The sequence below is a fragment of the Acinetobacter sp. CFCC 10889 genome (assembly GCF_003268395.1).
Taxonomy (GTDB): Bacteria; Pseudomonadota; Gammaproteobacteria; order Pseudomonadales; family Moraxellaceae; genus Acinetobacter.
Map to the genome: position 1 here is coordinate 1 of NZ_LQXQ01000027.1, position 26,455 is coordinate 26,455.

The window sequence follows — 26,455 nt, forward strand, 5'->3', positions numbered from 1 at the left end:
GCTTAGAAAGCATTCGCAGGGCTTAATTACTATTTTAAATATGTTCACTGCCATGTAGGCAGCTTAGAAAACATCAATCCAAATAAATCCATTAATGTTGTATCTATTTTTAGGCATAAAAAAGCCCACTTCATGATGAGTGGGCTTTTTAGTATTTGGCTCTCCAACCTGGGCTCGAACCAGGGACCTGCGGATTAACAGTCCGTCGCTCTACCGACTGAGCTATTGGAGAATCTGCATGCGATTATAAGGATATATCATTAGCGGTCAAGCCTTTCATGTCATGTTTTCTTCATTTTTATGTTGTATGCTTTTTATTTGAACAAAAATGCTCAAATTCAAAAAAAATCACCGAAAGGGTTGCAATCATTTAAATGGCTTGCTAGATTAAATTTAGAAAGTGAGTTTAAGCCGTTGCTTAAACCGTGTGGATTTAACCAACTTGCCAGCACTAAAATGGCTAAATAGGAGACAGCGATGAATACGCTTAGCATTTCCGATATTTTTTCAAATTTCTCTTTTTACCAAGAAAACTATCTTTCGATTCTTCAAAATCCTGAACACTATTACACTGAAATTGAGCAAGCTTATTTTGAAGTTTGGTCTTTTGGTGAGAAAAAATTATTTTTGGGTGATTTATTGCAGCTTTGGTTTAGTGAAAAATGGCTGATCAATGCAAAGTGCCAACTTCTAACAGATTCAAATACAAAAAATACCAAAACAGCGATCCAACGTGAGCATGATTTATACTTATTTCAATGGGTGGGGAGTACTTTTTCAGGTGCAAATCATGCCAAAGTATGGTCTATTTCTGAGCAAAAAGTCATACACATTGCTTTAGATCGTGTCTTTAAATATTACTGTTTCTTTGAATCAATCGAACGACCAAAATTTTCTCAATTATCATTTAAACATTTTAGACAAGCTGTTTAAGCATATTTGAGATAATCGGCTTTTAGGCTGTTAAATGCTTAAAAGCCTCAATCGCTCTGAGTCGACTCATTTTCAAGTCAACAATGGGCTTTGGATAATCGAGCTGTAAATTAGGATTTTTTGCATACGGCGCATGGATGGTTTTTGCGTCTAAATGTGCAATTTCAGGTAACCATTTTCGTAAATAGTCACCATTTTCATCAAACTTTTGAGACTGACTGATCGGGTTAAAAATACGGAAATAGGGTACTGAATCTGTACCTGTCGAGGCACACCATTGCCAACCACCATTGTTTGCTGCCAAATCACCATCAATCAAGTGCTGCATAAACCACTGTTCACCCAAACGCCAGTCGATGAGCAAATTCTTACTAAGAAACATTGCCACGATCATACGTACACGATTATGCATCCAACTTGTTTTTAACATTTGACGCATACCTGCATCAACGATAGGAATGCCCGTTTTCCCTTGTTGCCAAGCGTTTAAATCTTCAGGGGAATTTCGCCATTTTAAATATTGTGTATTGATTTTAAAGGGAAGGTTTTTAGAAACTCTTGGAAAATCAAACAGGATATGTTGATAAAATTCTCGCCACAGCAGTTCATCTAGCCATGTTTGTTGTCCGATATTGTCAATGTGAAAATGTCCGTGTTGCTGACGAAATAGGGCATTGAGACATTGGCGAATCGACAAAATTCCTAAGTTTAAATAAGGTGAGAGCTGACTGGTAGCTTCAAGATGTGGAAAATCTCGTGCTGTTTGATAGTCTTTCACTTGGTATTCTATAAAATTGTCTAATACCGTATGGGTATGATTTTCGCCCACTTGCCATGTTGAATTAAAATGATTTGGCTCAAAACCTAGCTGTTGTAAATTAGGAATGTCATGTTTAATTTTATGTTCAATATCTAAAAAATTTTGCGGTGCAGGTATTGGATAAGACTGTGGAATTGAAATGCTGAGTTGGTCGTAGCAATACTTTTTAAATGCACCAAAGACTTGATAGGGCTGATTGGATTTATTACGGATCGAACCTACAGGGAAAATGCTGCGATCATGGTATAAAATTAAATCATGACCATGCTGATTTAACAGTTGTTGTACTTGAAAATCACGCTGTAATTCATTGATTCCACATTCGATATTGGCATGTATATTTTCAATATTTAAATTTTGACAGTGTTGCAAAACATGTGCTGCAAGGTTTTTCCATTCAGGAATAATATCAATAATTACTGGAATATTGAGCTTTTTGAGTTGTTGTTGTAACTGCTCTAATTGTTTTAAATAAAAATTGATTTTGATCGGTGCATCATGATGTTTACGCCATTGCTGAGGAGAAAGGGCAATGAATGCAATCGTTTGTCCTTCCTGTGTCGCATGCCACAAGGCGCTATGGTCTTGAATACGTAAATCTTGGCGAAACCAAATCAGTTGTCGTTTCATGATCTTTAATATTGGGCTTGGAGATTAGGGAAATGGATGAATCTAAAATAGAATGATATTGATTTTAGGGTAAAACCTAAAATTCACAAAGTCACCAAAATAAGAATAACGAGAATAAAGCGCACAGTGCATAAAAAAGGCAAAGTATCAAACTTTGCCTTTTTGTCAGATCGAAACGATCTTAGTGGTGATGACCACCTGCACCGTGAACATGACCATGTTCTAATTCTTCAGCAGAAGCATCACGAATTTCAACGATTTCTACTTCAAAAGTAAGATCTTGACCAGCAAGTGGGAAGTTAGCATCTACAACAACGTTGTCACCTTCAACTGCTTTTACAGTCACGATTTGAACGCCATCTTCAGTTTGTGCTTGGAACTGCATGCCCGCTTCGATGTTTTCCACACCTTGGAACATTTGAGCAGGAACTTCTTGAACTAAATCAGGGTTGTATTCGCCATAACCTTCAGCAGCAGGTACGTTTACTGTAAATTTTTCGCCTACAGTTTTGCCTTCTAATGCTTTTTCTAAACCAGGAATGATGTTACCTGCACCATGCAAATATGCAAGTGGCTCACCTTGTGATTTATCGAGAGTTTCACCCTCAGCGTTAGTCAACGTGTAGTGGAAAGAAACCACTTGGTTATTTGCAATAGCAGTCATGTTATTGATCCATACGAAAATAGATAGTTATAAGCGTACATCATAAAGTGAAATGCAATTTTTGTAGACTAAATTTACGAAAAAAAAGCACTTTTACCACTTTTTTGATGGTTTTTTCATTAATAAGGGCGAATTATTAAATTTCAATGCAATTTTATCCGTGGTGCGATTTTCCGTGTAACAAAATCTTTAGCCGTGAGTAATCCTGCATGTGCATAACCATAAATGGTTGCTTGATGTAAACGGTATAGTGATACATACATCGACTTTGCTACAAAGCCTTGTACATTGACCTGACCGAGTAATTCACCCACTGCTTTATTTTTGCTCAGTGATACCAATGAGCCTTTTTCGGAAAATTGGAACATCGGCTGTTTATTACCATTGATACGTGCTTTGAGTGCATCAACCATAAAAGTCGCTTGTTGACTTGCCACTTGGGCACGTGGTCCGAGAGGAGCTTCTCGTGCATCTAATATACAGTTGGCACAGTCACCAATGGCAAAAATGCTTGGATCAGTTTTAGTTTGTAAAGTGGCATAGACTTCTAAACGTCCCATGCGGTCTTTTTTAAAATCAGGTAAATCTGCAATCACTTTTGGTGTTTTGATGCCTGCAGCCCAAACTTTGAGTTCTGCTTGAATACTCGTACCATCATTAAAATAAACTTTTTCTGCATCAACTTTTTCCACACGTTTTGAAGTTAAAACGTCGATTTTCATGCGTTGCAGTTGCTTTTCAGCATGCTCAGCCATTTTTTCTGATAGGGCTGGTAAGATACGATTTGCACCTTCGATCAAGGAAATTTTCACTTGGTTAGGATTAATTTTATTTAAACCATAATTATAAAAATTTTGTTTGGCTTCAACCAATTCAGCTGAAAGTTCAACACCTGTTGCACCCGCACCAATCACGGCAATATTTAAGCTACGTTCAGTATTGGTATTTTGTGCATCTAAATAGAGATGAAGTAAATCTTGTTGGAAAATCTCTGCTTGTTTTGGGCTATCTAAATAATGACAATATTCTTTCACACCTGGAGTATTAAAATCATTGGAGACAGAACCTAAAGCGAGTACCAATGTATCGTATGCAACGGTTTGTTTTTCGCTCGCAGCTTCATATTTACTGGTTTGAGGTTTACTTAAGGTAATCTGCTTATTTTCACGATCAAGGTGTTCAAATCGACCTTGAATAAATTCGTAATGATGCTTGGCAGCATGTGCATAATAGTTGGTTTCTTCATCATTGGGATTCATGGTTCCCGCAGCGATTTCATGTAAAAGCGGTTTCCAAATGTGTGTGAGCTTTTGATCAATCAAAGTGATTTTGGCTTTTTGTGCTTTGCCTAAAGTATCACCGAGTTGTGTGACCAGTTCTAAGCCGCCCACACCACCACCGACAATCACGATATGATGAATTTTTGACATGAATTACCTAATAGTTGTTATTAAAGGATGACTTAATATGCCATCCTATTTACAGTAATTTGTATTTTTTGTATTACAATTTACATACTTATAACAAAAACAAAGTAAATAAGTCAGGTTTTATATCCGTTACAAACCAAATAAGGCTTTGAGCCATTCAAGCAAACGCTCAAACCACGAAGCTTGCTCGATATGTACTTCATCTTCAATGTCAAAAGATTGGAGCAAAAGGTCATTTTGATAGACATTAACCTTAGCTAAATGCATCATTTTCGCCAATGGTGCAGTAAGAGATGCTTCGTTGAGCTCAACATTTAAATGCGTTTCGGTACTTTGCAAAGGATGAATAGCAGATAATAATCCTGTGGCATCAGCCTGCATAATTCTTGAGTTAATATTATCAAAATTCATTAAATCAATAGCTTGTGCATTATTGTATAAACTGGTAGTCACAATTTGTGGCTTTTTAGCTTCAACTTTAAACATTTTTAAAGTGGATTTGACCACAGGTAATTCTGCAATTAATTGTTTATCTTTAATTGCAACTTCATCACGGGTATAGGCATATGCTAAGTTTAAAAGCTTATGTGCAACTTCAGCACGTTTGGCTGCATTTTTTGCACCCATAACCACAACAACAAGACGGCGATCTGGAACATCTGGATCAAAGGTTGGACGATGTGCAGAGAGTGCTAAATTATAACCCGCAGCTTTGGTAAATCCTGTTTTTAACCCATCAACACTTGGGTCTGCTTTTAATACCAAATTGGTTGCATGATGAAAATGTTGTTTGTAGCTAAAACTTGGCATCACTGAATAATTTAAATAATCAGGTGTATGCTGTGCAACGGCTTGTCCAAGTAATGCCATATCATATGCAGAGGAAAAATGATCAGGCATGGTAATACCGGGTGCATTGGCAAAATGCGTATCATTCATGCCCAAAGCTTTGGCTTCTTTGTTCATGCGCTCAATAAAAGCGGGGAGTGTACCTGAAATGCGTTCTGCTAAAGTAACAGCCGCATCATTAGCAGACATTACGATCAAACCTGCGATCAATTGATCGACTGAGATTTGTTCACCTTCTTTAAGGTACATTTGTGACTCGTCCCATTGCACGATTTTTACAACAGGTGTCGCTGTTAGTATTTCTTCTTTTTTAAGATGTCCTGCTTTGATTTCTTTTAATGCAATATAAGCCACCATCATTTTGGTCATAGAGGCAGGCGCACGTTGCACATGGCTATTATGTTCTGCGATGGTTTGTCCTGTTTGGGTATCTAAAATTGTCCAAGCTTCCGCTTCTACTGACATGGGGTTGATATTTAATAAGGCTGCATTAACTAGCGTGGAGCAAAGTGAACAGATGAAGATAAGTAAATAAGTGACAATTTTCAAAGGGGACAGCCTTAGCAAAACAGGAGGTGAAAAACATAAGGAATGCTATGCTTTTTTCACTATTCTGGCTAGTCAGTTTTACAATCAAAATGCACGAATAAAGCACTGCTTTGTAAAAAATGTTAATCTAATAAATAATTACCTTAAATATTTTTTTGAATACGGCTTATGTTGCATTATCAAATTGAATTTGACGACTATCGTCAGCATCTCGTACATGTTACTTTACGTTTTTTAGCAAATCCAACCCAAGTATTATCTCTACCGACATGGATTCCGGGTAGTTATTTAATTCGTGAATTTGCTAAGCATTTGGAAGCAGTAAAAGCCTACGATGAAGCTGGGCGTGAACTGCAAATCACTAAATTTGATAAAAATAAATGGCGCTTATATAACACAGATCATGAGCTAATTACCGTGGAATACGATGTTTATGCCTATGATTTGTCCGTGCGAGGTGCTTATGTCGATCAAACCCGTTTATATATAAACCCTACATGTCTTTGCTTAGGTTTAGAAGATCAAGAGCATAGCCCAATTGAAGTCGAAGTGTTTTTACCGTCTGAGTTAAAACATTTCCAACTTGCGACAGGTTTAAAATCAAAAAGCTTAGTGAAAGGTCGTTATACCTTAACTGCCAAAAATTACGCAGAATTGATTGATAGTCCATTTGAGCTCGCAGAACAAACCCGTTTCAGTTTTGAGGCTCAAGGCATTGCACATGAGTTTGTCGTGTCAGGGCAACATGCCATGAATGCTGAACGGATGCAGCAAGACATTGAAAAAATATGTGCGACAGAAATTGCCATGTTTGGTTCAGCACCATTTGAAAACTATACCTTTATGACGATGGCAACAGGCAATAGTTATGGGGGCTTAGAACATCCAAACAGTACCAGTTTAATTACGCCTCGTGATGATTTGCCTAAAGCTGATGAACCAACAGAACCATCAACGGATTATCAGCGTTTTCTTGGCTTATGTAGCCATGAATATTTTCATTCGTGGTTGGTGAAGTTCATTCGCCCTGAAAATTTAGCAACTTATGATCTTAATAAAGAAAGCTTGACATCTTTATTGTGGATTTTTGAAGGATTCACCTCATATTACGATGATCTGATTTTGTATCGTAGTGGTGTGATTTCTCAAGAATCTTATTTGAAATTACTCAAAGCACAAATTGATCGTTATTTACAAAATCCAGGACGTTTTATCCAAACCGTATCTGAGTCAAGTTTTGATGCGTGGATTAAATTTTACCGTCAAGATGAAAACTCAAATAATGCAGGAACAAGTTACTATAACAAAGGTTGCTTGGTGGCATTATGTTTGGATTTAGGCTTACGAATGAAAGGTTCGAGCCTTGATGCTTTGATGCGTAAATTGTATGAAAATACGCAAAATGGCATTCAAGTCAATGAACGTACGATTTTCACTTTATGTGAAGAATTAACAGGTGTGAAATGGATTGAGCAAATTAACCATTTGATCAATACCACAGATGAGTTGCCTTTAGATCAATTATTCCCTGAGTTTGGTATTGATTTTGAAGTTAAAAATGAAAAATCTTTGCCATTTGGTTTGAAAATTTTAGACAAGCCAGAAGGCGTGTTGATCCAGCAAGCTCATCGCAACGGAGCAGGTGCAAAAGCAGGACTTTCAGCAAATGATGTCATTATCGCAATTGATGGTTTAAAAGCCTCTGAAAAATTACTGACAAAATATGCAAAACAATCTGCAAGTTTCACTGTATATGCTTTCCGCCGTGATGAATTTTTACAATTTGAGCTACAAGGTGGTGAGATTGAACTCAGCACAGTTGAACTCAAAGTTGTTGATCAAAGCAAAGTTGTACAGTGGTTAAGTGTTTAATTTATAAAATTTTATGAAAAAAACAAAAGGCGCATTCAGCGCCTTTTGTGATTTTGAATCATTAAATCAATTTCTTATTCATGTTCATTATGTTGTGGTGCAGGGTAACGGAAGCCTTTAGTTTTATAACCTAGGTACAAGATACCAAACATCGCCCACCATAGACCGAATTTCAAAGCAGTTTCTTCAATTTCAAGCCACATTGCAAAGATACTGATAAAACCAAGCAAAGGAATAATCACAAAGCTGAGAATATCTTTGAATGATTTAGTGCGACCATCACGCAATGCATAACGAGAAATTACTGACAAATTCACAAAAGTAAATGCTGTTAAAGCACCAAAGCTGATCATAGAAATAACAATATCAAGATCCATGAAACCAGCAGTTAAAGCAACAGCACCAACGATTAAGATATTGTACGAAGGGGTAAAGTTTTTCGGGCTAATATGACCAAAAATCTTTTTATTAATAACGCCATCACGACCCATCACATACATTAAACGTGATACACCCGCATGTGCTGAGATCCCTGAAGCCATTACCGTCACAATCGCAAAATAAAGTACGACAGTTTTAAATGCAACACCGCCAACCGCTTGTAAAATGTCAGGCTGTGTTGCAGCAACATCTTCAAAGTAAGTTTTAGGATCATTCGGGAAGTAAATTTGCATGAAGTAAGTGCTGATAATAAAAATTATCCCTGCAAATAACGCTGTCATGAAAATCGCACGGGGTAAGGTCTTTTCAGTGTCTTTGGTTTCTTCAGCAAGTGAGCTTAACGAGTCAAAACCTGTGAATGAGAAGCACAATAAAGTTGCACCTGTAATGAGTGCACCTAAATTGGTCATTTCATTCCAAAATGGTTCTAAACTCCATAATTGATATTTTGCATTGACCAAAGAACCATCAGCATTCACACCGCCTGCAAGCAGTTGATAAACCATCCATGTAAAGTATGCAATCACACCTAACTGTACGAAAACAATAATACTGTTAAAGTTCGCAACGAATTTTGCACCACGCAAATTAACAGCAGTCATGACGACAGTTAAACCAACGACCCAAACCCAGTGGTTTACATCAGGAAATAGTGCCTCTAAATAGATCACCGCAAGGATGATGTTCACCATTGGAGAGAGTAAATAATCTAACCAAGATGACCAACCGACCATAAAGCCGACATTGGGGTGAATGGACTTTTGTGCATAAGTATAGGCTGAGCCCGACGATGGATATCGACGAATCATGTGACCATAACTAATAGATGTAAATAAAATTGCTATTAAAGCAATAATATAAGACGTGGGAACATGGAAGTGGCTTTCTTCTGATACCAAACCAAAGGTATCAAAAAGCGTCATGGGTTGAATATAAGCCAAACCAATAATAATGATGTGCCAGAAACCTAGCGTTTTTTGCAGTTTAGCTGCCGATTGAGTCCCAGAGTTAATTGTCAACGGCGTTATCCTCTTATCGTTGATCAAGGATCAGTCATATATCTAAGGATCGTTTGAGACGAACGATCCCCCCTAAGAATAAAACAAAAGTGCGCCAATCTACTCCAATTGCAAACTTTTGTCAGTAACTTTACGCTTTTTTTTAGCAGAAAATATGCCACTTGGTACAAAAATAAAGCAGTATTTTTCTTCTATAAATGAAAAGCCCAATGTTCGAAAACATCAGGCTTATTTACAGCTTATATTGGCTTATTTTTCAACAATTACCAAGCTTTTTCTAAAATAGATTTTAAGTCTTTAAATGTAGCTTCTTTCGGATTATAAATAATCGAACCATCATTTAGAGCTTTGTCCGCAACCTCATCCAATTGTTCTTTAGTGATTTTGCCTGTTTCACTCAAAGTACGTGGCAATTTGGTTAAAGCATGAATACGGTCACGCATGGTATTGATATAGGCAATCGCTTTGTCTGCACGTTGATTGGCAGGGGTTTGCGCATAAATATCAGGACCTGCAAGTGGTAATAATAAATCAGCGATTTTATGACCATTGACTTCTTTATTGAATTCCAACACATACGGCAAGAAGAGGTTCATACATAAACCATGTGGCAAGTGTGCAACTGCACCAAGCGCATGACCGAGTGAATGCACCAAGCCGACCATCGCATTGGAGAATGCAATGCCTGCCATTGTTGATGCTTGAGCCAGTTCTAAACGACCATCGGCATCGGTTGGATTGTCTAAAACATTGAATAAGCTTGCACTGACTTTTTTAATTGCAGCAGTTGCATAAGCATCTGAAATAGGATTCGCCGCCATACACGTATAAGCCTCAACCGCATGGGTCATTGCATCCATTGCTGTCATCGCTGTGAGATGTGGTGGCAAGGTTTGTGTCATGCGTGGATCTAAAATGGCTGCATTTGGCATGAGATAATTCGATGCAAAAGGCATTTTGACATTTTTCTGATTATCCGAAACTACAGCAACCATGGTCACTTCAGAACCTGTACCTGATGTGGTTGGAATCACAAAAAATGGTTTCAGTGGGCGTGGTAGATTGTGCGCGCCTGAATACTTTGTCAGGTCATCACCACCTTCAGTCACCAAAATATTGGCTGCTTTAGAGGTATCAATCACTGAACCACCGCCTACAGCGATGATCGCATCACAATTATTGGCACGATAAGCTTGTGCAACAGCACGTACTGTTTCTAGACTTGAATCAGGCGGAACATCATCAAAAATAAAACTGATTTCAACATCTGTAGAGGTAAATGCTGCTTCAATCGGTGCAAGTAGGTTGTTGGCACGTACACCTTTGTCAGTAATGATCATCGGGCGTTTTGCACCCAGTGATGATAATTCATAAGGAATATGTTCAAGTGCAGCATGACCAGCAATGACTTTTACAGGACAAAAAAATTCGTAATACGGTTTAGCAGCCATGCGTTATGCACTCCTTTTTAAATATGATTGGGCAACTTTGAGATAAATATTCGCTGCACCTGATAATTTTTCTTTTAGGCTGAGTTCAGTTGGATATTCTTTAACTGCAAGTTCTGCAACCATTTTGGGTAAAATTAATGCTTCCATTTTATTTAAGCAACGGACCAAACGAATCGCATTGGATAAATCTCCATCAGCGATCATACGGTCATTGGCAAAAGCTTGTGAGGTGCTTTCTTGAAATGAAAACACTAAAAAAGCATGGTGTATATGTTTAAACGTAATGGTGAGATCAGGTTTGCCTTGCAAAGAAGTCACCAGTTCCAGCTGATGTTTTTCATTCACTTTGGCAACAAAAGATGCTCCATTTGGAAAAACTTTCATTGAAAGTACAAAGCCGACAGGGAATTTAGATACTTCATGTCTAATTTCATCATCAACTTGGCTCGCCATGACCAAGCCTCTGCCAATCACGTCCATCATGAGTTTGACATAGGCTTGTTCTAAAGCGGGTTTTACAGATTTACTTGAAATCACTCGCTTATCCCTTCATTTGAGTTAGTATTTATAATTTAGAGTATTTACTCTAATTTGTTTTTGTGCAAAAGGGAAGTGCTTTATTGTGAAATGACTTCTACGTCATTAAAAAAGCCACTTTCTTTAAAATATGTGCTGACATCATCTGCCAATTGATTGAATTTTGGATAATTTTCCATTAAATCACAAATCCGCACCATTTCCAAACCTGCATAGCCACATGGGTTGATGGTGTGAAAACCATCCAAGTTACAATCAATATTCAGTGCCAAACCATGATAACTGCGACCTTTACGGATTTTAAATCCCAATGAGCCTATTTTCCGTTCATTGACATAGACCCCAGGCGCATCGGGTTTTGCATAAGCTTCAATGTCGTATTTTTTCAGCAGATCAATCATCAGATTTTCTGCATAAGTGACCAAGCTACGGACATTCCATTTTAAACGATTCAAATCGAACATGAAATAAATCACCATTTGCCCAGGCCCATGCCAAGTGACTTGCCCACCACGATCTGACTGTACCACAGGAATATCGGTATGCATCAGGATATGTTCAGGTTTTCCAGCTTGTCCCTGTGTTAATACATCGGGATGTTGCAGAATCCATAATTCATCAGGTGTATTTTCATCACGTTGTTCCGTGAGCATTTTCATTTCTTGAAAACGTGTTGCATAGTCAGTGAGTTGATGGAATTCACGAATAATTAAGTCGGGTAAATCCACGGATTGATTCATAACAAATATCGATTAGAAACTTTAATTTTCTCCTATCTTAAAATGTTTCGCAGACTTTAAGTACTATTTCTTGCAAATAAATCATCAAATAACCATAAAAAAATTATGGAATTGTCCTAGATTGACAATCTTTGTCCTGTATTCATTTTTCAAAGTCGAATTAAGCAGCTTAGTATTTAGTCATTGAAATAATATTATGATAAATTTTTCATATTATTTAAATTAAATGTGAATTAAATAGTGTTATTTTTAAAATTGAATCTATATCAATTGATATTTTGAATATGAAAATATTTTTAAATATAGATTTATTGTATGTATAAAAATTTATGGGGGTATTTATGCCAATATTTTCACCTTTTTTCCAATATACACAGCATCAATTACAATACCCAACGATGGATGAATTGGCAGAGTTTCGTCAAGTACAGCATCTAGCGTATCAATGTGCAGAAGAAGTGGCTAAAGAACTGAAACCTGGTATGACTGAAAAGCAAGCCGCAAAAATGCAAAAAGTATGGTTACTTGATCATGGCGTGACAGATTTTTTCCATGCACCATTTGCATGGTTTGGTGAGCGAACTGCATTTAATAATTTTAAAATTGCATTGCAATTTTTCCCAACCAATAAGCGTCTTGAAGAAGGTATGCCTTTTATTTTAGACAATGCACCAATTTTGGGTGAATACATGGCAGATATTGGTTATACAGGCTGCCTAGGTGAAAATGCTGTCCTTGAACAGGTCATGGATGATTTGGCATTTTTCCGTGAGAAAATTTTACAGTTGGTTAAAGAGCGTAAAACCATTCGTGAAATTAGTCAGCAAGTTGATCATTTTATTGATTTAAAGGGCTATGAAGCACGTCATAAAGCTTATCCATTTGAAACCTTGGCGCATGAAGTCACTAAAATTCCTGCACGTACCAATCATAAAGATCCATTTACTATTTTAGGTTTTGTTGTTGATTCATTAAAAACTTTAGGTCGTTTAATAGGTACAGGGGCAACACAGGGTTGGTCACCAATCTGGAACTCAGGAAAAATGGCAAATCACAAACCTGTTGCAGGTCTTTGGGCTGTTGAGCCGCATTTAGGTTTGAATGGGGTTGGTGCAAAATGGGAAGAAATGTTGGTGATTACTGATGATGATGCTTATTGGTTGGATGATGAAACACCGCAAATGCGCCGTTGGCGTGAACGTCAGATCGTGATTCCTGAACAAAAAATAGCTTAAACATAATTTTAAAAACTGTCGAAAGATTTGATGGTGATTTGAAAAATGATCATCATCAACTGCATAAAAAGGAAAAAATAAATGAATGCAGCTGTAGAACATTTGATCCAAGCACGTAAAGTCCAGTTTGACTTAAGTCAATCACCGATTTATTGGGCTGAAACACCCTTCGTGACGCATGCAATTAACCCTTTACATATTTTGCTACCACAAGGTGAACTTTGGTTTTGTCGTGTGTTTAATCGAGCCTTGCCAGACATTGCAGATCCACAACTTTATGCTGATGTAAAAGGTTTTATTGGGCAAGAAGCGGTGCATTCTCGTTCACATAGTAATGTCATTGATTTTTATAAACTACAGGGCATTGATTTAACTGATTTTGTTAATATTACTGAAACTTTATTTAAAGATTTAATAGATGAATTACCTTTAAAACAACGCTGGTTAGCAAAATTATTGGGAAAAAATTGGTTAGTTTTTCAGGTGGGATTGATTGCTGCAATTGAACATTTTACGAGCATTTTAGGCATGTGGGTGTTAGAAGAAAAAGCGATTAATAATTTTGATCCTGAAATTTTACGTTTGATACGTTGGCATGGCGCAGAGGAAGTAGAACATCGTGCTGTGGCATTTGATTTGTTCCAACACTTATGTAAAAGCAAACTTGGCTTTTATGCAGGGCGACAATTTACCATGAGTTTAGTTTTTCCATTGTTTGTAATTCTTTGGACACGTGCGATTGGTTTTACCATTGAACAAGATCCAAATTTGAAAAAAGGGCAGTTACCAACTTCAATGTTGTCTATTTTAAGAGAAGTAGAAAAAGAGTTTGAACGGTCAGCACGTTTACCTTCAGTGAAACTTTTAATCAAATCTATTGGTCGTTGGATGAAGCCATCTTATGACCCACGTCAAGAAGGTAATGATCAACTGGCTGCATATTATTTTAAAGCTTATGATTTTTAGATTCATTGATTTAATTTAGGTTAATGCACGGCACAATAAAAAATCAGAGCACTTAGGCTCTGATTTTTTAGTTCTTACTGAATAATTATAGTGCAGTTTTAATCAGCGGGCAAGCAGCCAAATCTGCATATAATTGATGGACTTGTTCTAGTTCATCAAAACGTAATTGTGCAGTAATTGAATGGTATTTACCTGTACGTGATGGTTGTACTTTTAAAGTGGCTTCATCAAATTCAGGGAAATGTTTAACTAAAATTTCAACAACAGCACCACGCAATTCTTCGCCAGCATCACCAATCAATTTGATTGGATAATCCATTGGAAATACCCAAAGATCTTCACGAAGTTCGCGAGAAGGTGTACGGTCTAACATTGACATGAGTGTCCCCTAATTTCAAACGCCTGCAAAAGTGCAGGCGTTGTGTTGCATTTCATTACTTAATGGAGATGAATGAAAAATTTTCAAGTCCCCATCAGGTCAGTAAATGTTAGTCATTTTCAAGGAATGAACGTAAGTGTTCAGAACGTGAAGGATGACGTAATTTACGTAACGCTTTGGCTTCAATCTGACGAATACGCTCACGGGTCACATCAAACTGTTTGCCCACTTCTTCCAAAGTATGGTCGGTTGGCATGTCGATACCAAAACGCATTTTTAATACTTTCGCTTCACGTTCAGTCAAGTTTTCAAGAACTTCACGAGTCGCTTCTTTTAAGCCTTCTGAAGTTGCAGCATCGACAGGTGATGTGATGTTGCCATCTTCAATAAAGTCACCCAAGTGCGAATCTTCATCATCACCGATTGGTGTTTCCATTGAAATCGGTTCTTTGGCGATTTTAAGCACTTTACGAACTTTAACTTCGTCCATTTCCAAACGTTCACCCAATTCTTCAGGTGTTGGTTCACGCCCCATTTCTTGCAGCAATTGACGAGATACACGGTTGATCTTGTTAATGGTTTCAATCATATGCACAGGAATACGAATGGTACGTGCCTGATCTGCAATCGAACGAGTAATCGCCTGACGAATCCACCAAGTCGCATACGTTGAGAACTTATAACCACGACGGTATTCAAACTTGTCTACTGCTTTCATCAAACCGATGTTACCTTCTTGAATCAAGTCAAGGAATTGTAAACCACGGTTGGTGTATTTTTTCGCAATTGAAATTACTAGACGTAAGTTGGCTTCAACCATTTCTTTTTTCGCACGACGAGCTTTGGCTTCGCCAATTGCCATACGTTTAGAAATGTCTTTGATGCCTTTAACATCTAAGCCTAAATCATTTTCAATATCAGCAATCTTTTGTTGAAATGCCAATACATCAGGGCGCACTTTTTCCAAATAGCCTTTGAGTTCAGCTGGTGCTTTGGTAATTTGTTCATCTAACCAAGCAAAGTTTGACTCCTGACCTGGGAAAGAAGTACGGAATTGGGTACGATCCATACGACCACGACGTACTGCATAACGCATCACTTCACGTTCAGAGGTACGGATCTGTTCGTGTGTACCACGAATCATTTCAGAAATAATGTCAAATAAACGAGGCGTAAATTTAAACATCATAAATACAGTTGCCAGCGCTTCCATAGCTTCTTTACTTTCAGCACTGTTACGTCCTGATTTAGCAATAGATGCTTTAGCTGTATCCCAAACAGCTTGTAATTCATCAAAACGTGCTTTCGCGATTTCAGGATCTGGACCAGACTCTCCTTCAGAATCATCATCACCTTCGGATTCTTCTTCTTCGTCATCATCATCCAACTTTACATCTTTGGTTGGCTTATTTGATGATTCCGCTTCGTCATCATCTAATTCTTCAGCTTCATCCTCTAGTACTTCTGGGATAGCTTCATCAGATTCAGGGTCTAAATAACCTGATAAAATGTCCGCTAAGCGACGTTCACCTGCTTCATAATCTTTATATTCTTGTAAAACAACTTCAACAGCATTAGGCCAGTACGCAATCGAATGCAGAACATCACGAATGCCTTCTTCGATACGTTTTGCGATGCTGATCTCGCCTTCACGTGTTAAAAGCTCAACTGTACCCATCTCACGCATATACATACGTACAGGGTCGGTGGTACGACCTGGCTCATTTTCCACAGAGGCAAGCACTGCAGCAGCTTCTTCTTCAGCAACTTCATCAGTTGCTTCGCTGTTGCCTTCAAACATTGCGTCATCGGTTTCAGGTGCACGTTCATGCACAGGAATACCCACGTCTTGAAGCATTTGAATAATGTCTTCAATCTGTTCGCTTTCTGTGATTGAGTCTGGGAGATGATCGTTAACCTCAGCATAGGTTAAGTAACCTTGTTCTTTGCCTCGGCTAATCAGCGCCGCTACCTGTGAAGTAGGGGATTGCATATCGCTCATCTTTACTCTCTTTTCATTGAATCTGTGGCAGTGAAAAACCGTGCAAGATTGTATAAACCCTGACAATATGTTGTGACATGGTTTATATTTTCATCAGACAAATATGTGCTGATAAAATAATCTGAATGTGGTTTCGCTAAATAAATTAAATGGGGATGAATTTGTTGTTTTCAAGCTCAACCCTGAAACGAATTTCTATACAATTGCTTAAAATGAACAATCAAATAGAAGGACGTAGGGTGGATTATACCATGCCATAAAATTCGGCACAAAAAAAGCCCAAATTACACGAAAAATGGAAAATAATTAAATAAAACTTGACAAGATTTCAGAACAAAGATAAATAGCGCCTAGACCCATTCACATTTTTTCATTATGAGGTAGTTTTAGTGTCTTCTACAGATTTTGAACTAGATGATAGCTACGGTGATGATGATGTTAGTTTTGATGAGTCATCAAACAAAATTAGCGCCAAAGAATCATTAGAAAAGCGTCGTTTAATCGATGATTTACTTGCTCAACGCCGTTTAGATCGCGAATTAAAAGATTTTGATTATGACTTTGATGATGACGATGAATTTGAAGACGATGATGCTTAAAACAGATTGGGCATAACACTAAAAAATGTTATGCTTTTACACTGATTATAATCGATTGGAAATAAAATGAGTGCTTTAGATTTAGACCAATTAAGTGACTATCTAGATGGCGACCAAAACGAGTATGGTCTAGATTTCGCGGCGACTCATGGTTTTTTATGTGCAATTGCAGTTGGCCCAAAATTTGATCGTTGGTTAGATGAGCTTTTTGAAAGCAACCAAGACAAAGCACCTAAAGAAATCATTGCGCAGATTAAGCTTTGGTTGGAAGATATTCGTCAAAAATTATCCAATGAAGAAGGTGTTGAATTTCCTTTTGAGATTGAAGAAGCCGATGTTGAATCAAGTTTAGGCGATTGGTCAGTGGGTTTTGTTGATGCCATGTTCCTCAATGAAGAAGCTTGGTTTAGCCCTGAGTATGAAGAGCAAGTGGTTGATTTAACCTTGCCAATGATGGTATTCAGCGGTGTGGATGATGAAGATCCACAAATGGAATCTTTCCGTCGTAATGGTCAATTGATGGACGAAATTGCAGAAGAAATTCCTGATAATTTAAATGAAATTTATTTGATGTTTCATTCAGATCAATAAGTTACATTGAATAAAATAAGGTCTTTGTAGATCATGCCAATCAGTTCAACTGATTGGCATTTTTCTTGGAGGCTTCTATGCTTTCATTTGTATGATCTAAGTTACTTATCGTATCGTGTTGTTATATTTTTAAGCATAGACTTTATGCTTTTTACGAGAATGAGCCATTTTCTGAAAATGTCCTTGGAAATAAAGCATATCTAATTGTCGCACTAATGGCGTAATCATCTCTGCTCTTTTGATTGGGCTGTAGTGTTCGATAATCTGCGCTAAATGAGCAATAGATTTTCTTTGAATGTATTGATAATTCAAATATTTTTCGACCAACTCATCTGTTTTTTCCTCATTCAAGCAAATCGCCGTGACTACTGCTCCAGTATGAATCGCTTCAGATAACATGGTAATACTATCTTCTGTCACAAAAATATATTTACACTGTGCCAATTTTTCAGACAGTGTAATTTTTTGCTGCTGATCTATGTAGTCTATTTGCTGATCATGTAATAAATCTAAGCTTTTTAGGTCTAAATTAGGTGTTCTACGTGAGCAAATTACGCTACCTTTCAACTGATGAAGATGCACAAAATGAGCAAAGTTCCGAATCATGTTGGAAAAGTCTTGCTTTGAGAAAGGATATTCTGTTGTTGAACCACCCAAAAGCAGTACAGCTTCATGTTGTTTCTCTAATTCAGTGGATGTTGTAAAATCTGCAGAAACAGGCGGTGTGGGTAAAATAATTTGTTCACAATTCACATTTTGTGGCAAAGCTGTAATACTTAAATCAATCAATTTTTCATTAAATTTTCTTAAATTTCCAACATATAAAAGCGGTCGCTGATATTTTTGAGCCAAATATGCTGCATAAATTAAATTGGGCATTCCAGAGCAGATGATGATTTCAGCCTGCTTGATCTCAGTAGGTTCAATTTTAAAAAATAATTGTCCAAATACTTGATAACACATTGGGAAATTAGAAATTTTTTTAAATAAACTGACCCATTTTTTACTTAGCTTAATTGGAAGTTGAAATGTCTGAAATTGTAGTTGATATTTTTCTTGAATCACTTCAGCGACAGCAAGTGATGGATTTAAATGACCTTTGCGACCATCATGAATCACGAGAACAGCTTTATTGGATGTTAAGGTATTCACAATTCAACCTAATCTAGTGTTTTGCTTGTGATTAGGCTAACGAGCTTTTATTAAATCATGCTGAAGCTTAGATTAAAGGTTTTTGACAAAGTTAGTCACAGAAAGGATGTGTATGCTCAACTTTAACAAGAATAATTATGTGAATAGGGGAGTCACAAGAAATAACACCTTCACTATACGACTGTCATGTTGTAATCAAAATAATATTGAATAATAAAAACGAAAATTTTAATCATTAATTTTGAATTGTTTTAATGTTGGAGAACATGATGCAAAAAATAATTTCACGACTAGTACTTCCGATGCTGCTAACCTGCTCAAGTTTCAGTTTTGCCGCAGTATGTAATAAAACCATTAGCAATACCGCATTAGGGCAACTCACTGTACCTGCAGGTGCTACTTGTACTTTGAATATGGCAGCCGTAGAGGGATCAATCAATGTACAACAAGGTGCGAATTTGATTTTAAATAATACTGCGGTATCTGGTGCCATTCAGGCAAGTGCTGCAAGATCACTGAAATTAGTAAATTCAAGCATTGAAGGCGATGTAAATGCAGCACAGGGTGCAGCACAAATCAGCTTGGATAAAGCGATGATTTCTGGAAATTTATATTGTTCAAGCAGTAAGTTGCGTTCAAGTATGAGCAGTATTGAAGGTAAAGTTGTAGGTAAGTGTCAGTAGTTGTATTGATGATTGACCATGATTTAAATAAAAAACTGCTGAGATTTAATCCTTGCATAGATTAAAAATCAGCAGTTTTTATGTATATGACATCTAAAAATAATTTAGATATCAGGATTATTTTGCATCAGTTTTGGCTTTCAAGCTTTGAGTTAAACCATTAATGTCACCACCTTGGATGCCTAACTCATTCATTAAGCTGTCGATCAAAGGTGCTTGTGTACGGTAACGTAAAGCACTATTTACCACTTGATCAGATAGAGCAACTTGACCTTGTTCAGCACCTGAATCACCAGAAGCTGCAGACGAACCACCAATACCACCTAAGCCATTAACTTGTAAAATCTTAATGTCATCAATATTTTCCATTGGTTTAACGCTTTCACGAATAATCTCTGGTAAATATTTCAACAATGCCAAGCGGATTTGCATTTCAACTTGTTCAGTTGACAAGATATTGTTGGCTTCGTTGACTGCACGTGTACCTTCTGCATCAACATGGTATTGTTTCTCTTGTGCTTGAGCGAGCAGAATTTTTGCATCAGCTTCACCTTGCGCTTTTAAACGCACTTTTTCAGCTTCAGCTTGTGCTGCAATACGTACTGCTTCAGCATCATCTACAGCAGCTTGTTTTGCTGCTTCCGCTGCAACTGTGATTGCAATTGCATCTGTTTCTGCAACTTGTTTTGCGGCAACCAATTCAACTGCTTTGATACGTTCTGCACGTTGAGTTTCACGTACTGTTAAAACTTCTTCTTCGGCTTTTACAGCTTGTGCACGTGCTTGGTCAGCTAATGCTTTTGCTTCAGACTCAGCACGAGATTTTTCAGCAATTGCAATGGCACGATCTTGCTCAGCCAATTCGATGGTTTTCTTTTGTTCAACTTGTGCTTTTTGAATTAATTGTGCTTTGACAATGTTTTCATTTTCGACATCACGTGCAGATGCAATACGTTTTAATTCAACTTCACGTTCTGCTGCAATACGAGCTTCTTCTGCTTCACGTTTTTTTGCTGCTTCTTGTGATGCAATTTCTGCTAACTGTTCTGCTTTACGAATTGAAATTTCACGTTCTTGTTGCATTTTTGCATATTCTTCTTCACGTAAAATTTGCAACTGCGCTTGTTGAGTTTCAAGATTTTTGGCTTTAATTGCCAGATCGGCATCTTGTTCAATATCATTACGTTTTTTACGACGATCTTCAATCGTTTCAGTGAGCTTAGTTAAGCCTTCAGCATCAAATGCATTTTGTGGATTAAAGAATTTAAAACTCGTTTGGTCTAAACCTGTGAGTGATACAGTCTCAAGTTCTAAGCCATTTTTAAATAAATCTTCAGAAACGACTTGTTGAACTTTTTGCACAAAATCAACACGCTTTTCATGTAATTCTTCCATTGCCATTTCTGCGGCAACAGCACGTAAAGAATCGACAAATTTACCCTCAACCAAGTCTTTTAAGTCTGGTGGTGACATGGTTTTTTGACCCAATGTCTGCGCTGCTGTTGCAATAGATTCTGCGGTCGGTTTGACACGTACATAAAATTCCGCCATTACATCTACACGCATACGGTCGCGTGTAATCAATGCTTGATCCGCAGCACGTTTAACTTCTAAACGTAAAGTGTTCATATTGACAGGAATAACTTCATGTAAGACAGGCAATACAATTGCACCACCACCTAAAATAACTTTTTCACCACCGAAACCAGTTCGAACAAACGATACTTCTTTACTTGATCGTTTATAAAGACGGGCAATAATCACCCCGATGAAAATAAGTGCAGCTAAAATAAGACCTGCAAGGATTAAAATTTGGTTGAAAGAGGAGTTCATCATGTAATTATCTCTACGTTGTTATTAAAAATTAAAGTTGAATCGCTTGAAAACCATTTGCAGTTTTTTGCGTTAAAATCACCTCCTGACCTTGTGAGAAAATAATATTTAACTCTGGTTCGACCAATACATAATGTGTTTGACCAAATTGATCGAGTACCTTTGCTTGAGCAGGGTAGTTTTGTTTTGCTTCACCTAAGATGATCAATGCAGTACGACCAATCAGTTCTTCACTATAAATCGCTGTGGTTTCATCTTTAGGTAAAATTTTGGCAATAGCAGCAGCACTGACACGCACTAAGGGCATACATAAAAATAAACACGCAGGTGCTGCAATCCAAAGGGCTAAATATTGTTGTGTGAATGCAAAATATAAACTTTGCATGATAAAACCAAACAAAGCATAAACAGTTAAAAAAATAATCAGCCAAACTAAAACAGGAACACGTCCTAAATACAACCAATCTAAAAACTGGACAAATAAGTTGTGATCTGTATCAAGGTCAATGCCAAGATTTTTACTGTCACCCACACCTTCTGGAATAAATTGATCTAAAAATCCTTGAGACGATGAGCCTAGGAGTAAAAGTAAGCATTCAAAAATACCCAAGAGCAACATTAAACATAAGCTGACACTAAAAAATAAGTTTGAAGCATGAGTAAATAATTCCCACATAGTGCGTACTCTTGTTCAATTCACAATTTTTGTGATGTGTTTTTAATATTTGGCAACTGCCAAATGATGAGTTAATTCTATTAATAAGTTCAGTTTATATGGTTATTTCAATATTGACAATATTTTTTTAATAATAATAATTGTAAATCAATAAGTTATTGATTTTTGGTGAGCATGGGAATTTCAAATAAAAAATTTGTAATAAAATTAAAAGTAGATTATAAATTATGCATAATTAGACGAAAGAGTAATCGCCATCACAAGGAATGTATGGGACTTATTTTAAAAGGATTTTCAAAAGGAGTTGTTCACATCACATATTCTTTTTATTTAAGTTAATTAGAACTAAAGGAAAAAGAGCATATATTTACTATTTCAAGCTCAAAAAAATACGCAATGATTGGGGTGATCACTGCGTATGACAACGAATTTGTATACACAAATCCGGTTAAGGAGAAATGTTATGAACTTTGGGGATTGCTCATAACTTGAAATATATATTAATACTGCTCAATAAATGCTTCATTAGTTTTAACGTTAATTCATGTTAATAAACGTTAAATATTAAGAGATTTATGTTTTTTTGGTATCTAATGTAAAAAAGCCTTTCGATTGAAAGGCTTTTTTATTGAACAACTTATTTATAACTTAAAAGTGAAAAACACCTAAACCATGCTTGATTTCATCTAGAGTATCTTGGGTGATAATACGACATTTATCTGTACCTGTTTTTAAGATATCCATGATGTAATCAGGATCTTTAGCAAGTTCCATACGACGTTCACGAATCGGTGTAATCAACTCTTTTAATACACCTTCAAGACGTTTTTTCACTGTACCATCACCTAAACCACCACGGCGATAATGTGCTTTTAATTCTTCAACTTCTTCTTTATTTGGATCAAAAGCATCTAAATAGGTAAATACGATATTGCCTTCAACTTGACCTGGATCTTCAATACGAAGATGGTTTGGATCGGTGTACATGGCATTGACCGCTTTTTTAATGTCTTTATCAGATGCATCTAAGACAATTGTATTGCCTAAAGATTTAGACATTTTTGCTTTACCATCAAAGCCAGGTAAGCGACTCATATTGGATAAAAGTGCTTTACATTCAGGTAAAATTTCTTGACCAATCTGACGGTTTAAACGACGAACGATTTCGTTGGTCTGTTCGATCATTGGAATTTGGTCTTCACCTACAGGTACGACTGTTGCTTTAAATGCTGTAATATCAGCAGCTTGTGCTACAGGATAGCATAAGAAACCAGCAGGAATGTCACGTTCAAAACCACGTAATTGAATCTCAGCTTTAATCGTTGGATTACGCTCTAAACGTGAAACTGTCACAAAGTTGAGGTACAACATAGTAAGTTCATTGAGTGCAGGCAAACATGACTGAACACAAATGGTTGTTTTTGTTGGATCAATACCTACTGCTAAATAATCTGTCGCAACTTCAATAATATTGCGGCGAACTTTTTCAAAGTTATCTGCATTATCAGTCAGTGCTTGTGCATCTGCTAAAAGTAGATGTTGGTGATGAGAGTCTTGTAGACCAACACGTGAGCGTAATGAACCCACAAAATGTCCTAAGTGAAGTTGTCCTGTTGGACGGTCGCCCGTTAAAATGATAGGACGATTGTCTTGATTACTCATTATATATTCCACAGCCGTAAGCGACGACATCTGTTGTTACTCAATATGCGCACATTGTACGGCATAATTTTTTTTTTATGTCAGCGAAAAAATGTGCTTGATTGCAAAATATAAAAATTTCAAAAATGAGATATAAAGATAAAGTGCCTATATAAAGCATTTGCAAACTTCATTAAAATATTTAGAAACGCAGATTAGGATAAGAACATGGCGAGTAGCTTACTATTACTATTAGATGATATTGCCACCGTATTAGATGATGTTGCAGTCATGAGTAAAATGGCAGCAAAGAAAACCGCAGGGGTATTGGGTGATGATTTAGCACTTAACGCACAGCAAGTCACAGGTGTCCGTTCTGAGCGAGAAATTCCTGTGGTTTGGGGAGTTGCAAAAGGTTCATTTATTAATAAATTGATTCTTGTTCCTTTGGCGCTTTTGATCAGTGTTGTTGCACCATGGTTAATTACACCTTTATTGATTATTGGTGGGTTATTTTTATGTTATGAGGGGGTGGAAAAAGTCATTCATACTTTGATGCATAAAAAAGCCAAAACAGAAGAAGCGGCTAAAGCTGAATTTGCAGCAGTTGAAACTGATTTAGAAAAATTTGAAAAAGACAAAATTAAAGGTGCGATCCGTACAGATTTTATTTTATCTGCAGAAATTGTGGTGATTTCATTAGGCACGGTTGCTGCTGAACCTTTTATGACCAAAGTTTTAGTACTTTCTGTTATTTCGATTTTAATGACAGTTGGTGTTTATGGTTTTGTAGCGATGATCGTAAAAATTGATGATTTAGGTTTGTATTTAACAGAACAAGCATCAAATCTAAAGCAAAGTATTGGGCGTGGTTTATTGGCATTTGCACCAATGTTGATGAAAACATTATCTATTGTCGGTACGATTGCGATGTTTTTAGTGGGTGGAGGGATTATCTCGCACGGTGTATCCGCTTTACATCATTTTACTGAGCAAACAGTTGATCAAGTTCAGCATATTCCTACAGTGGGTTCAATCATTGGTGCAATCACCCCGACTTTAATTAACTTAGGTATTGGTATTGTGGCAGGTTTTATCGTGCTTATTTTAGTGAATATTTTTCAAAAAATTCGTGGGCAATCAAAGGCTATCTAATTAAGAAAATATCATTAAAATAGAATTAATTTTATAAAGAATAAGGATAAGACTATGCGTTGGAAAGGACGTCGGGTCAGTAGCAATGTCGAAGATCGCCGTGGCGGTGGTGGTGCAAAAGCAGGTGGCATTAGTATTCTTGGCTTAATTGTGGCATTTGTGGCTTGGAAATTTTTTGGTGTAGATCCACAACAAGCCTATCAAGCCACGAAGCAAGTGACTTCGAGTGGTGCGAGTCAACAAGTTGCACCCGAAAATTTAAGCCCAGAACAAAAAGAAGTATCGGATTTTGTGGGTACAGTACTTGCCGATACTGAAGATGTGTGGACTCCTATTTTTCAAGCACAAGGTGTGCAATATGCTGCACCTAAATTGAGATTATTTACAGGAAATACAGATTCTGCTTGTGGGACAGCGCAATCTGCGATGGGACCGTTTTATTGCCCTGCGGATCGTAAAGTGTATATAGATACCCAATTCTTTAAAGACATGCGTCAGCAAATGGGCATTTCAGGTGAGCAAAATCAGTCTGAACTATCAGCTCAAGATGAAGCAGGAGATTTTGCACAAGCCTATGTGATTGCGCATGAAGTTGGTCATCATGTACAGAATCTTTTAGGGATCTCAGGGAAAGTTCAACAAGCACGTCAACGTGCAAGTGAAGCACAAGGTAATCAATTGTCTGTACGTCTAGAATTGCAAGCGGATTGTTTGGCAGGGGTTTGGGCAAATAAAACCCATCAAAAAACGCAGTTCCTTGAACAGGGTGATGTTGAAGAAGCAATGGATGCTGCTGAGAAAATCGGTGATGATTATTTGCAGAAAAAAGCCCGTGGTTATGCTGTTCCTGATAGTTTCACACATGGTACGAGTCAACAGCGTATGCAATGGTTTCAAACAGGTTTAAAAACAGGTGATATTAATCGCTGTGATACTTTTAGTTAAAATGTCACATTGTTTATAAAGTGGAGGAGAGTAAAGCTCTCCTTTATTTATTTAAAAATGTCTGAAAATCACGTAATATTCTGATACATACATAGATCGCAAATAGACTAAAAAACCACAATAAAATTAACTGAAATTTTAAACTCTCAATGTCTTTTGCATAAAATGCTGTGATTTGTTGCTGATCGAAATGAAAGTGCTTATTTTCTAAGCTCTGTGTATTTTGATAGCTTATATTTTGAATATAGTGATGTGAACGATAATGAATGAGATCAATTGCTTTAATTTGTCGGAAATAATGTTGGTTATCTGCATCTGTACATAAGCTATTCATATAATGTTCACAGGAAATGGTGAAAATATAGCCTTGATTTGGAATAGTAATAAAGATTTTCTGATCAGGTTTTTGATTATTACTGACCAAACGAAATTCTTTATTTGTGGTGCTTGCCAAATGCGTAAATTGAGCTTGCACCTGATGTGCAGTGAAAGCTTCGTAGGTTTTGACGACAGTTGTCCAAATGAGCAAAGCACTGACAATAAAAATCAATGTTGCAAAAAAATATCGGAAGATGATTTTAAAGCGCATAAAGCAATAACAAAATGGAAATGCTGATCATACCTATTTCAAAGCATATTTTATATATGTTTAGGTTTGATCAT

At 36.9% G+C, this 26,455-nt stretch carries 24 protein-coding genes and 1 tRNA gene; 9 read left to right on the forward strand and 16 right to left on the reverse strand.

Translation table 11 applies throughout. From position 1 onward, the window contains the following. Positions 1–156 precede the first annotated feature (156 nt). Positions 157–232: transfer RNA gene (locus AVJ19_RS11600), tRNA-Asn, on the reverse strand. 245 nt (positions 233–477) lie between these two features. Between AVJ19_RS11600 and AVJ19_RS11605 the strand changes: the two genes are divergently transcribed. Further along, positions 478–933: a hypothetical protein gene (locus tag AVJ19_RS11605; protein ID WP_111859857.1), complete on the forward strand. Its 456-nt coding sequence runs from the start codon at positions 478–480 to the stop codon at positions 931–933. A gap of 22 nt (positions 934–955) precedes the next feature. Here AVJ19_RS11605 and AVJ19_RS11610 read toward each other — a convergent pair whose 3' ends face one another. The 4 genes from AVJ19_RS11610 to AVJ19_RS11625 form a co-directional block, all read right to left on the reverse strand. Then, positions 956–2,383 (reverse strand): cryptochrome/photolyase family protein, encoded by a 1,428-nt coding sequence (locus AVJ19_RS11610; RefSeq protein WP_111859858.1) that lies wholly within the window; start codon positions 2,381–2,383, stop codon positions 956–958. A 181-nt stretch (positions 2,384–2,564) separates the two neighbouring features. Further along, positions 2,565–3,047, reverse strand: a complete 483-nt coding sequence (locus tag AVJ19_RS11615; protein ID WP_111859859.1) for an FKBP-type peptidyl-prolyl cis-trans isomerase — start codon at positions 3,045–3,047, stop codon at positions 2,565–2,567. 143 nt (positions 3,048–3,190) lie between these two features. Next, positions 3,191–4,477, reverse strand: coding sequence for an NAD(P)/FAD-dependent oxidoreductase (locus tag AVJ19_RS11620; protein ID WP_111859860.1), 1,287 nt, complete (start codon positions 4,475–4,477; stop codon positions 3,191–3,193). A 129-nt stretch (positions 4,478–4,606) separates the two neighbouring features. After that, positions 4,607–5,875, reverse strand: a complete 1,269-nt coding sequence (locus AVJ19_RS11625) for a D-alanyl-D-alanine carboxypeptidase PBP6B (RefSeq protein ID WP_228203354.1) — start codon at positions 5,873–5,875, stop codon at positions 4,607–4,609. A 168-nt stretch (positions 5,876–6,043) separates the two neighbouring features. Between AVJ19_RS11625 and AVJ19_RS11630 the strand changes: the two genes are divergently transcribed. Continuing rightward, positions 6,044–7,747 carry a M61 family metallopeptidase gene (locus AVJ19_RS11630; RefSeq protein ID WP_111859862.1) on the forward strand — a complete coding sequence of 568 codons (1,704 nt, stop codon included), beginning with the start codon at positions 6,044–6,046 and terminating at the stop codon, positions 7,745–7,747. A gap of 74 nt (positions 7,748–7,821) precedes the next feature. Here AVJ19_RS11630 and AVJ19_RS11635 read toward each other — a convergent pair whose 3' ends face one another. The 4 genes from AVJ19_RS11635 to lipB form a co-directional block, all read right to left on the reverse strand. Next, positions 7,822–9,207: an APC family permease gene (locus tag AVJ19_RS11635; protein WP_111859863.1), complete on the reverse strand. Its 1,386-nt coding sequence runs from the start codon at positions 9,205–9,207 to the stop codon at positions 7,822–7,824. A gap of 263 nt (positions 9,208–9,470) precedes the next feature. Then, positions 9,471–10,658 (reverse strand): iron-containing alcohol dehydrogenase, encoded by a 1,188-nt coding sequence (locus AVJ19_RS11640; RefSeq protein ID WP_111859864.1) that lies wholly within the window; start codon positions 10,656–10,658, stop codon positions 9,471–9,473. 3 nt (positions 10,659–10,661) lie between these two features. Continuing rightward, a complete protein-coding gene (locus AVJ19_RS11645) occupies positions 10,662–11,195 on the reverse strand; it encodes a hypothetical protein (protein WP_111859865.1) in 534 nt (177 codons plus the stop codon). Between the two features lie 80 nt (positions 11,196–11,275). After that, complete coding sequence (lipB, locus tag AVJ19_RS11650; RefSeq protein WP_111859866.1) at positions 11,276–11,935, reverse strand: lipoyl(octanoyl) transferase LipB; 660 nt, start codon at positions 11,933–11,935, stop codon at positions 11,276–11,278. Positions 11,936–12,276: 341 nt separating this feature from the next. On the opposite strand from lipB, the gene AVJ19_RS11655 reads away from it, so the two are divergent. Both AVJ19_RS11655 and AVJ19_RS11660 read left to right on the forward strand, forming a co-directional pair. Further along, positions 12,277–13,170 (forward strand): M24 family metallopeptidase, encoded by an 894-nt coding sequence (locus AVJ19_RS11655; protein ID WP_111859867.1) that lies wholly within the window; start codon positions 12,277–12,279, stop codon positions 13,168–13,170. Positions 13,171–13,251: 81 nt separating this feature from the next. After that, a complete protein-coding gene (locus AVJ19_RS11660; protein ID WP_111859868.1) occupies positions 13,252–14,136 on the forward strand; it encodes a metal-dependent hydrolase in 885 nt (294 codons plus the stop codon). Positions 14,137–14,221: 85 nt separating this feature from the next. On the opposite strand, the gene AVJ19_RS11665 is transcribed toward AVJ19_RS11660, so the two are convergent. After that, positions 14,222–14,509 carry a YbeD family protein gene (locus AVJ19_RS11665; protein WP_065994933.1) on the reverse strand — a complete coding sequence of 96 codons (288 nt, stop codon included), beginning with the start codon at positions 14,507–14,509 and terminating at the stop codon, positions 14,222–14,224. A gap of 115 nt (positions 14,510–14,624) precedes the next feature. After that, on the reverse strand, positions 14,625–16,571 hold the full coding sequence (rpoD, locus tag AVJ19_RS11670; RefSeq protein ID WP_265736087.1) for an RNA polymerase sigma factor RpoD: 1,947 nt from the start codon (positions 16,569–16,571) through the stop codon (positions 14,625–14,627). Positions 16,572–16,906: 335 nt separating this feature from the next. Between rpoD and AVJ19_RS11675 the strand changes: the two genes are divergently transcribed. Next, positions 16,907–17,116 (forward strand): PA3496 family putative envelope integrity protein, encoded by a 210-nt coding sequence (locus tag AVJ19_RS11675; protein WP_111859870.1) that lies wholly within the window; start codon positions 16,907–16,909, stop codon positions 17,114–17,116. 66 nt (positions 17,117–17,182) lie between these two features. Further along, the gene (locus tag AVJ19_RS11680; RefSeq protein WP_111859871.1) at positions 17,183–17,707 is read left to right on the forward strand and encodes a YecA family protein; all 525 of its coding nucleotides are present in this window, start codon (positions 17,183–17,185) and stop codon (positions 17,705–17,707) included. A gap of 129 nt (positions 17,708–17,836) precedes the next feature. On the opposite strand, the gene AVJ19_RS11685 is transcribed toward AVJ19_RS11680, so the two are convergent. Then, positions 17,837–18,859 (reverse strand): ELM1/GtrOC1 family putative glycosyltransferase, encoded by a 1,023-nt coding sequence (locus AVJ19_RS11685; protein ID WP_111859872.1) that lies wholly within the window; start codon positions 18,857–18,859, stop codon positions 17,837–17,839. Between the two features lie 269 nt (positions 18,860–19,128). Here AVJ19_RS11685 and AVJ19_RS11690 point away from each other — a divergent pair, with 269 nt between their 5' ends. Next, positions 19,129–19,542 carry a hypothetical protein gene (locus tag AVJ19_RS11690; RefSeq protein WP_228203355.1) on the forward strand — a complete coding sequence of 138 codons (414 nt, stop codon included), beginning with the start codon at positions 19,129–19,131 and terminating at the stop codon, positions 19,540–19,542. Between the two features lie 117 nt (positions 19,543–19,659). Here AVJ19_RS11690 and AVJ19_RS11695 read toward each other — a convergent pair whose 3' ends face one another. From AVJ19_RS11695 to trpS, 3 genes are all read right to left on the reverse strand, one after another. Further along, positions 19,660–21,378 carry a flotillin family protein gene (locus AVJ19_RS11695; protein WP_111859873.1) on the reverse strand — a complete coding sequence of 573 codons (1,719 nt, stop codon included), beginning with the start codon at positions 21,376–21,378 and terminating at the stop codon, positions 19,660–19,662. Between the two features lie 28 nt (positions 21,379–21,406). Continuing rightward, a complete protein-coding gene (locus tag AVJ19_RS11700) occupies positions 21,407–22,051 on the reverse strand; it encodes a YqiJ family protein (RefSeq protein WP_111859874.1) in 645 nt (214 codons plus the stop codon). Positions 22,052–22,699: 648 nt separating this feature from the next. Next, positions 22,700–23,713 carry a tryptophan--tRNA ligase gene (gene trpS, locus AVJ19_RS11705; protein WP_111859875.1) on the reverse strand — a complete coding sequence of 338 codons (1,014 nt, stop codon included), beginning with the start codon at positions 23,711–23,713 and terminating at the stop codon, positions 22,700–22,702. A gap of 207 nt (positions 23,714–23,920) precedes the next feature. Here trpS and AVJ19_RS11710 point away from each other — a divergent pair, with 207 nt between their 5' ends. Both AVJ19_RS11710 and AVJ19_RS11715 read left to right on the forward strand, forming a co-directional pair. Then, on the forward strand, positions 23,921–24,847 hold the full coding sequence (locus tag AVJ19_RS11710; protein WP_111859876.1) for a DUF808 domain-containing protein: 927 nt from the start codon (positions 23,921–23,923) through the stop codon (positions 24,845–24,847). A 54-nt stretch (positions 24,848–24,901) separates the two neighbouring features. Next, a complete protein-coding gene (locus tag AVJ19_RS11715) occupies positions 24,902–25,792 on the forward strand; it encodes a neutral zinc metallopeptidase (protein WP_111859877.1) in 891 nt (296 codons plus the stop codon). A gap of 43 nt (positions 25,793–25,835) precedes the next feature. On the opposite strand, the gene AVJ19_RS11720 is transcribed toward AVJ19_RS11715, so the two are convergent. Further along, on the reverse strand, positions 25,836–26,381 hold the full coding sequence (locus AVJ19_RS11720; protein WP_111859878.1) for a hypothetical protein: 546 nt from the start codon (positions 26,379–26,381) through the stop codon (positions 25,836–25,838). Positions 26,382–26,455 lie beyond the last annotated feature (74 nt).

Coding starts and splice junctions, on each gene's coding strand:
- AVJ19_RS11605 (WP_111859857.1), top strand. CDS start 478: ATGAATACGCTTAGCATTTCCGATATTTTTTCAAATTTCTCTTTTTAC.
- AVJ19_RS11610 (WP_111859858.1), bottom strand. CDS start 2,383: ATGAAACGACAACTGATTTGGTTTCGCCAAGATTTACGTATTCAAGAC.
- AVJ19_RS11615 (WP_111859859.1), bottom strand. CDS start 3,047: ATGACTGCTATTGCAAATAACCAAGTGGTTTCTTTCCACTACACGTTG.
- AVJ19_RS11620 (WP_111859860.1), bottom strand. CDS start 4,477: ATGTCAAAAATTCATCATATCGTGATTGTCGGTGGTGGTGTGGGCGGC.
- AVJ19_RS11630 (WP_111859862.1), top strand. CDS start 6,044: ATGTTGCATTATCAAATTGAATTTGACGACTATCGTCAGCATCTCGTA.
- AVJ19_RS11640 (WP_111859864.1), bottom strand. CDS start 10,658: ATGGCTGCTAAACCGTATTACGAATTTTTTTGTCCTGTAAAAGTCATT.
- lipB (WP_111859866.1), bottom strand. CDS start 11,935: ATGAATCAATCCGTGGATTTACCCGACTTAATTATTCGTGAATTCCAT.
- AVJ19_RS11655 (WP_111859867.1), top strand. CDS start 12,277: ATGCCAATATTTTCACCTTTTTTCCAATATACACAGCATCAATTACAA.
- AVJ19_RS11660 (WP_111859868.1), top strand. CDS start 13,252: ATGAATGCAGCTGTAGAACATTTGATCCAAGCACGTAAAGTCCAGTTT.
- AVJ19_RS11665 (WP_065994933.1), bottom strand. CDS start 14,509: ATGTTAGACCGTACACCTTCTCGCGAACTTCGTGAAGATCTTTGGGTA.
- AVJ19_RS11680 (WP_111859871.1), top strand. CDS start 17,183: ATGAGTGCTTTAGATTTAGACCAATTAAGTGACTATCTAGATGGCGAC.
- AVJ19_RS11690 (WP_228203355.1), top strand. CDS start 19,129: ATGCAAAAAATAATTTCACGACTAGTACTTCCGATGCTGCTAACCTGC.
- AVJ19_RS11695 (WP_111859873.1), bottom strand. CDS start 21,378: ATGATGAACTCCTCTTTCAACCAAATTTTAATCCTTGCAGGTCTTATT.
- AVJ19_RS11700 (WP_111859874.1), bottom strand. CDS start 22,051: ATGTGGGAATTATTTACTCATGCTTCAAACTTATTTTTTAGTGTCAGC.
- trpS (WP_111859875.1), bottom strand. CDS start 23,713: ATGAGTAATCAAGACAATCGTCCTATCATTTTAACGGGCGACCGTCCA.
- AVJ19_RS11710 (WP_111859876.1), top strand. CDS start 23,921: ATGGCGAGTAGCTTACTATTACTATTAGATGATATTGCCACCGTATTA.
- AVJ19_RS11715 (WP_111859877.1), top strand. CDS start 24,902: ATGCGTTGGAAAGGACGTCGGGTCAGTAGCAATGTCGAAGATCGCCGT.
- AVJ19_RS11720 (WP_111859878.1), bottom strand. CDS start 26,381: ATGCGCTTTAAAATCATCTTCCGATATTTTTTTGCAACATTGATTTTT.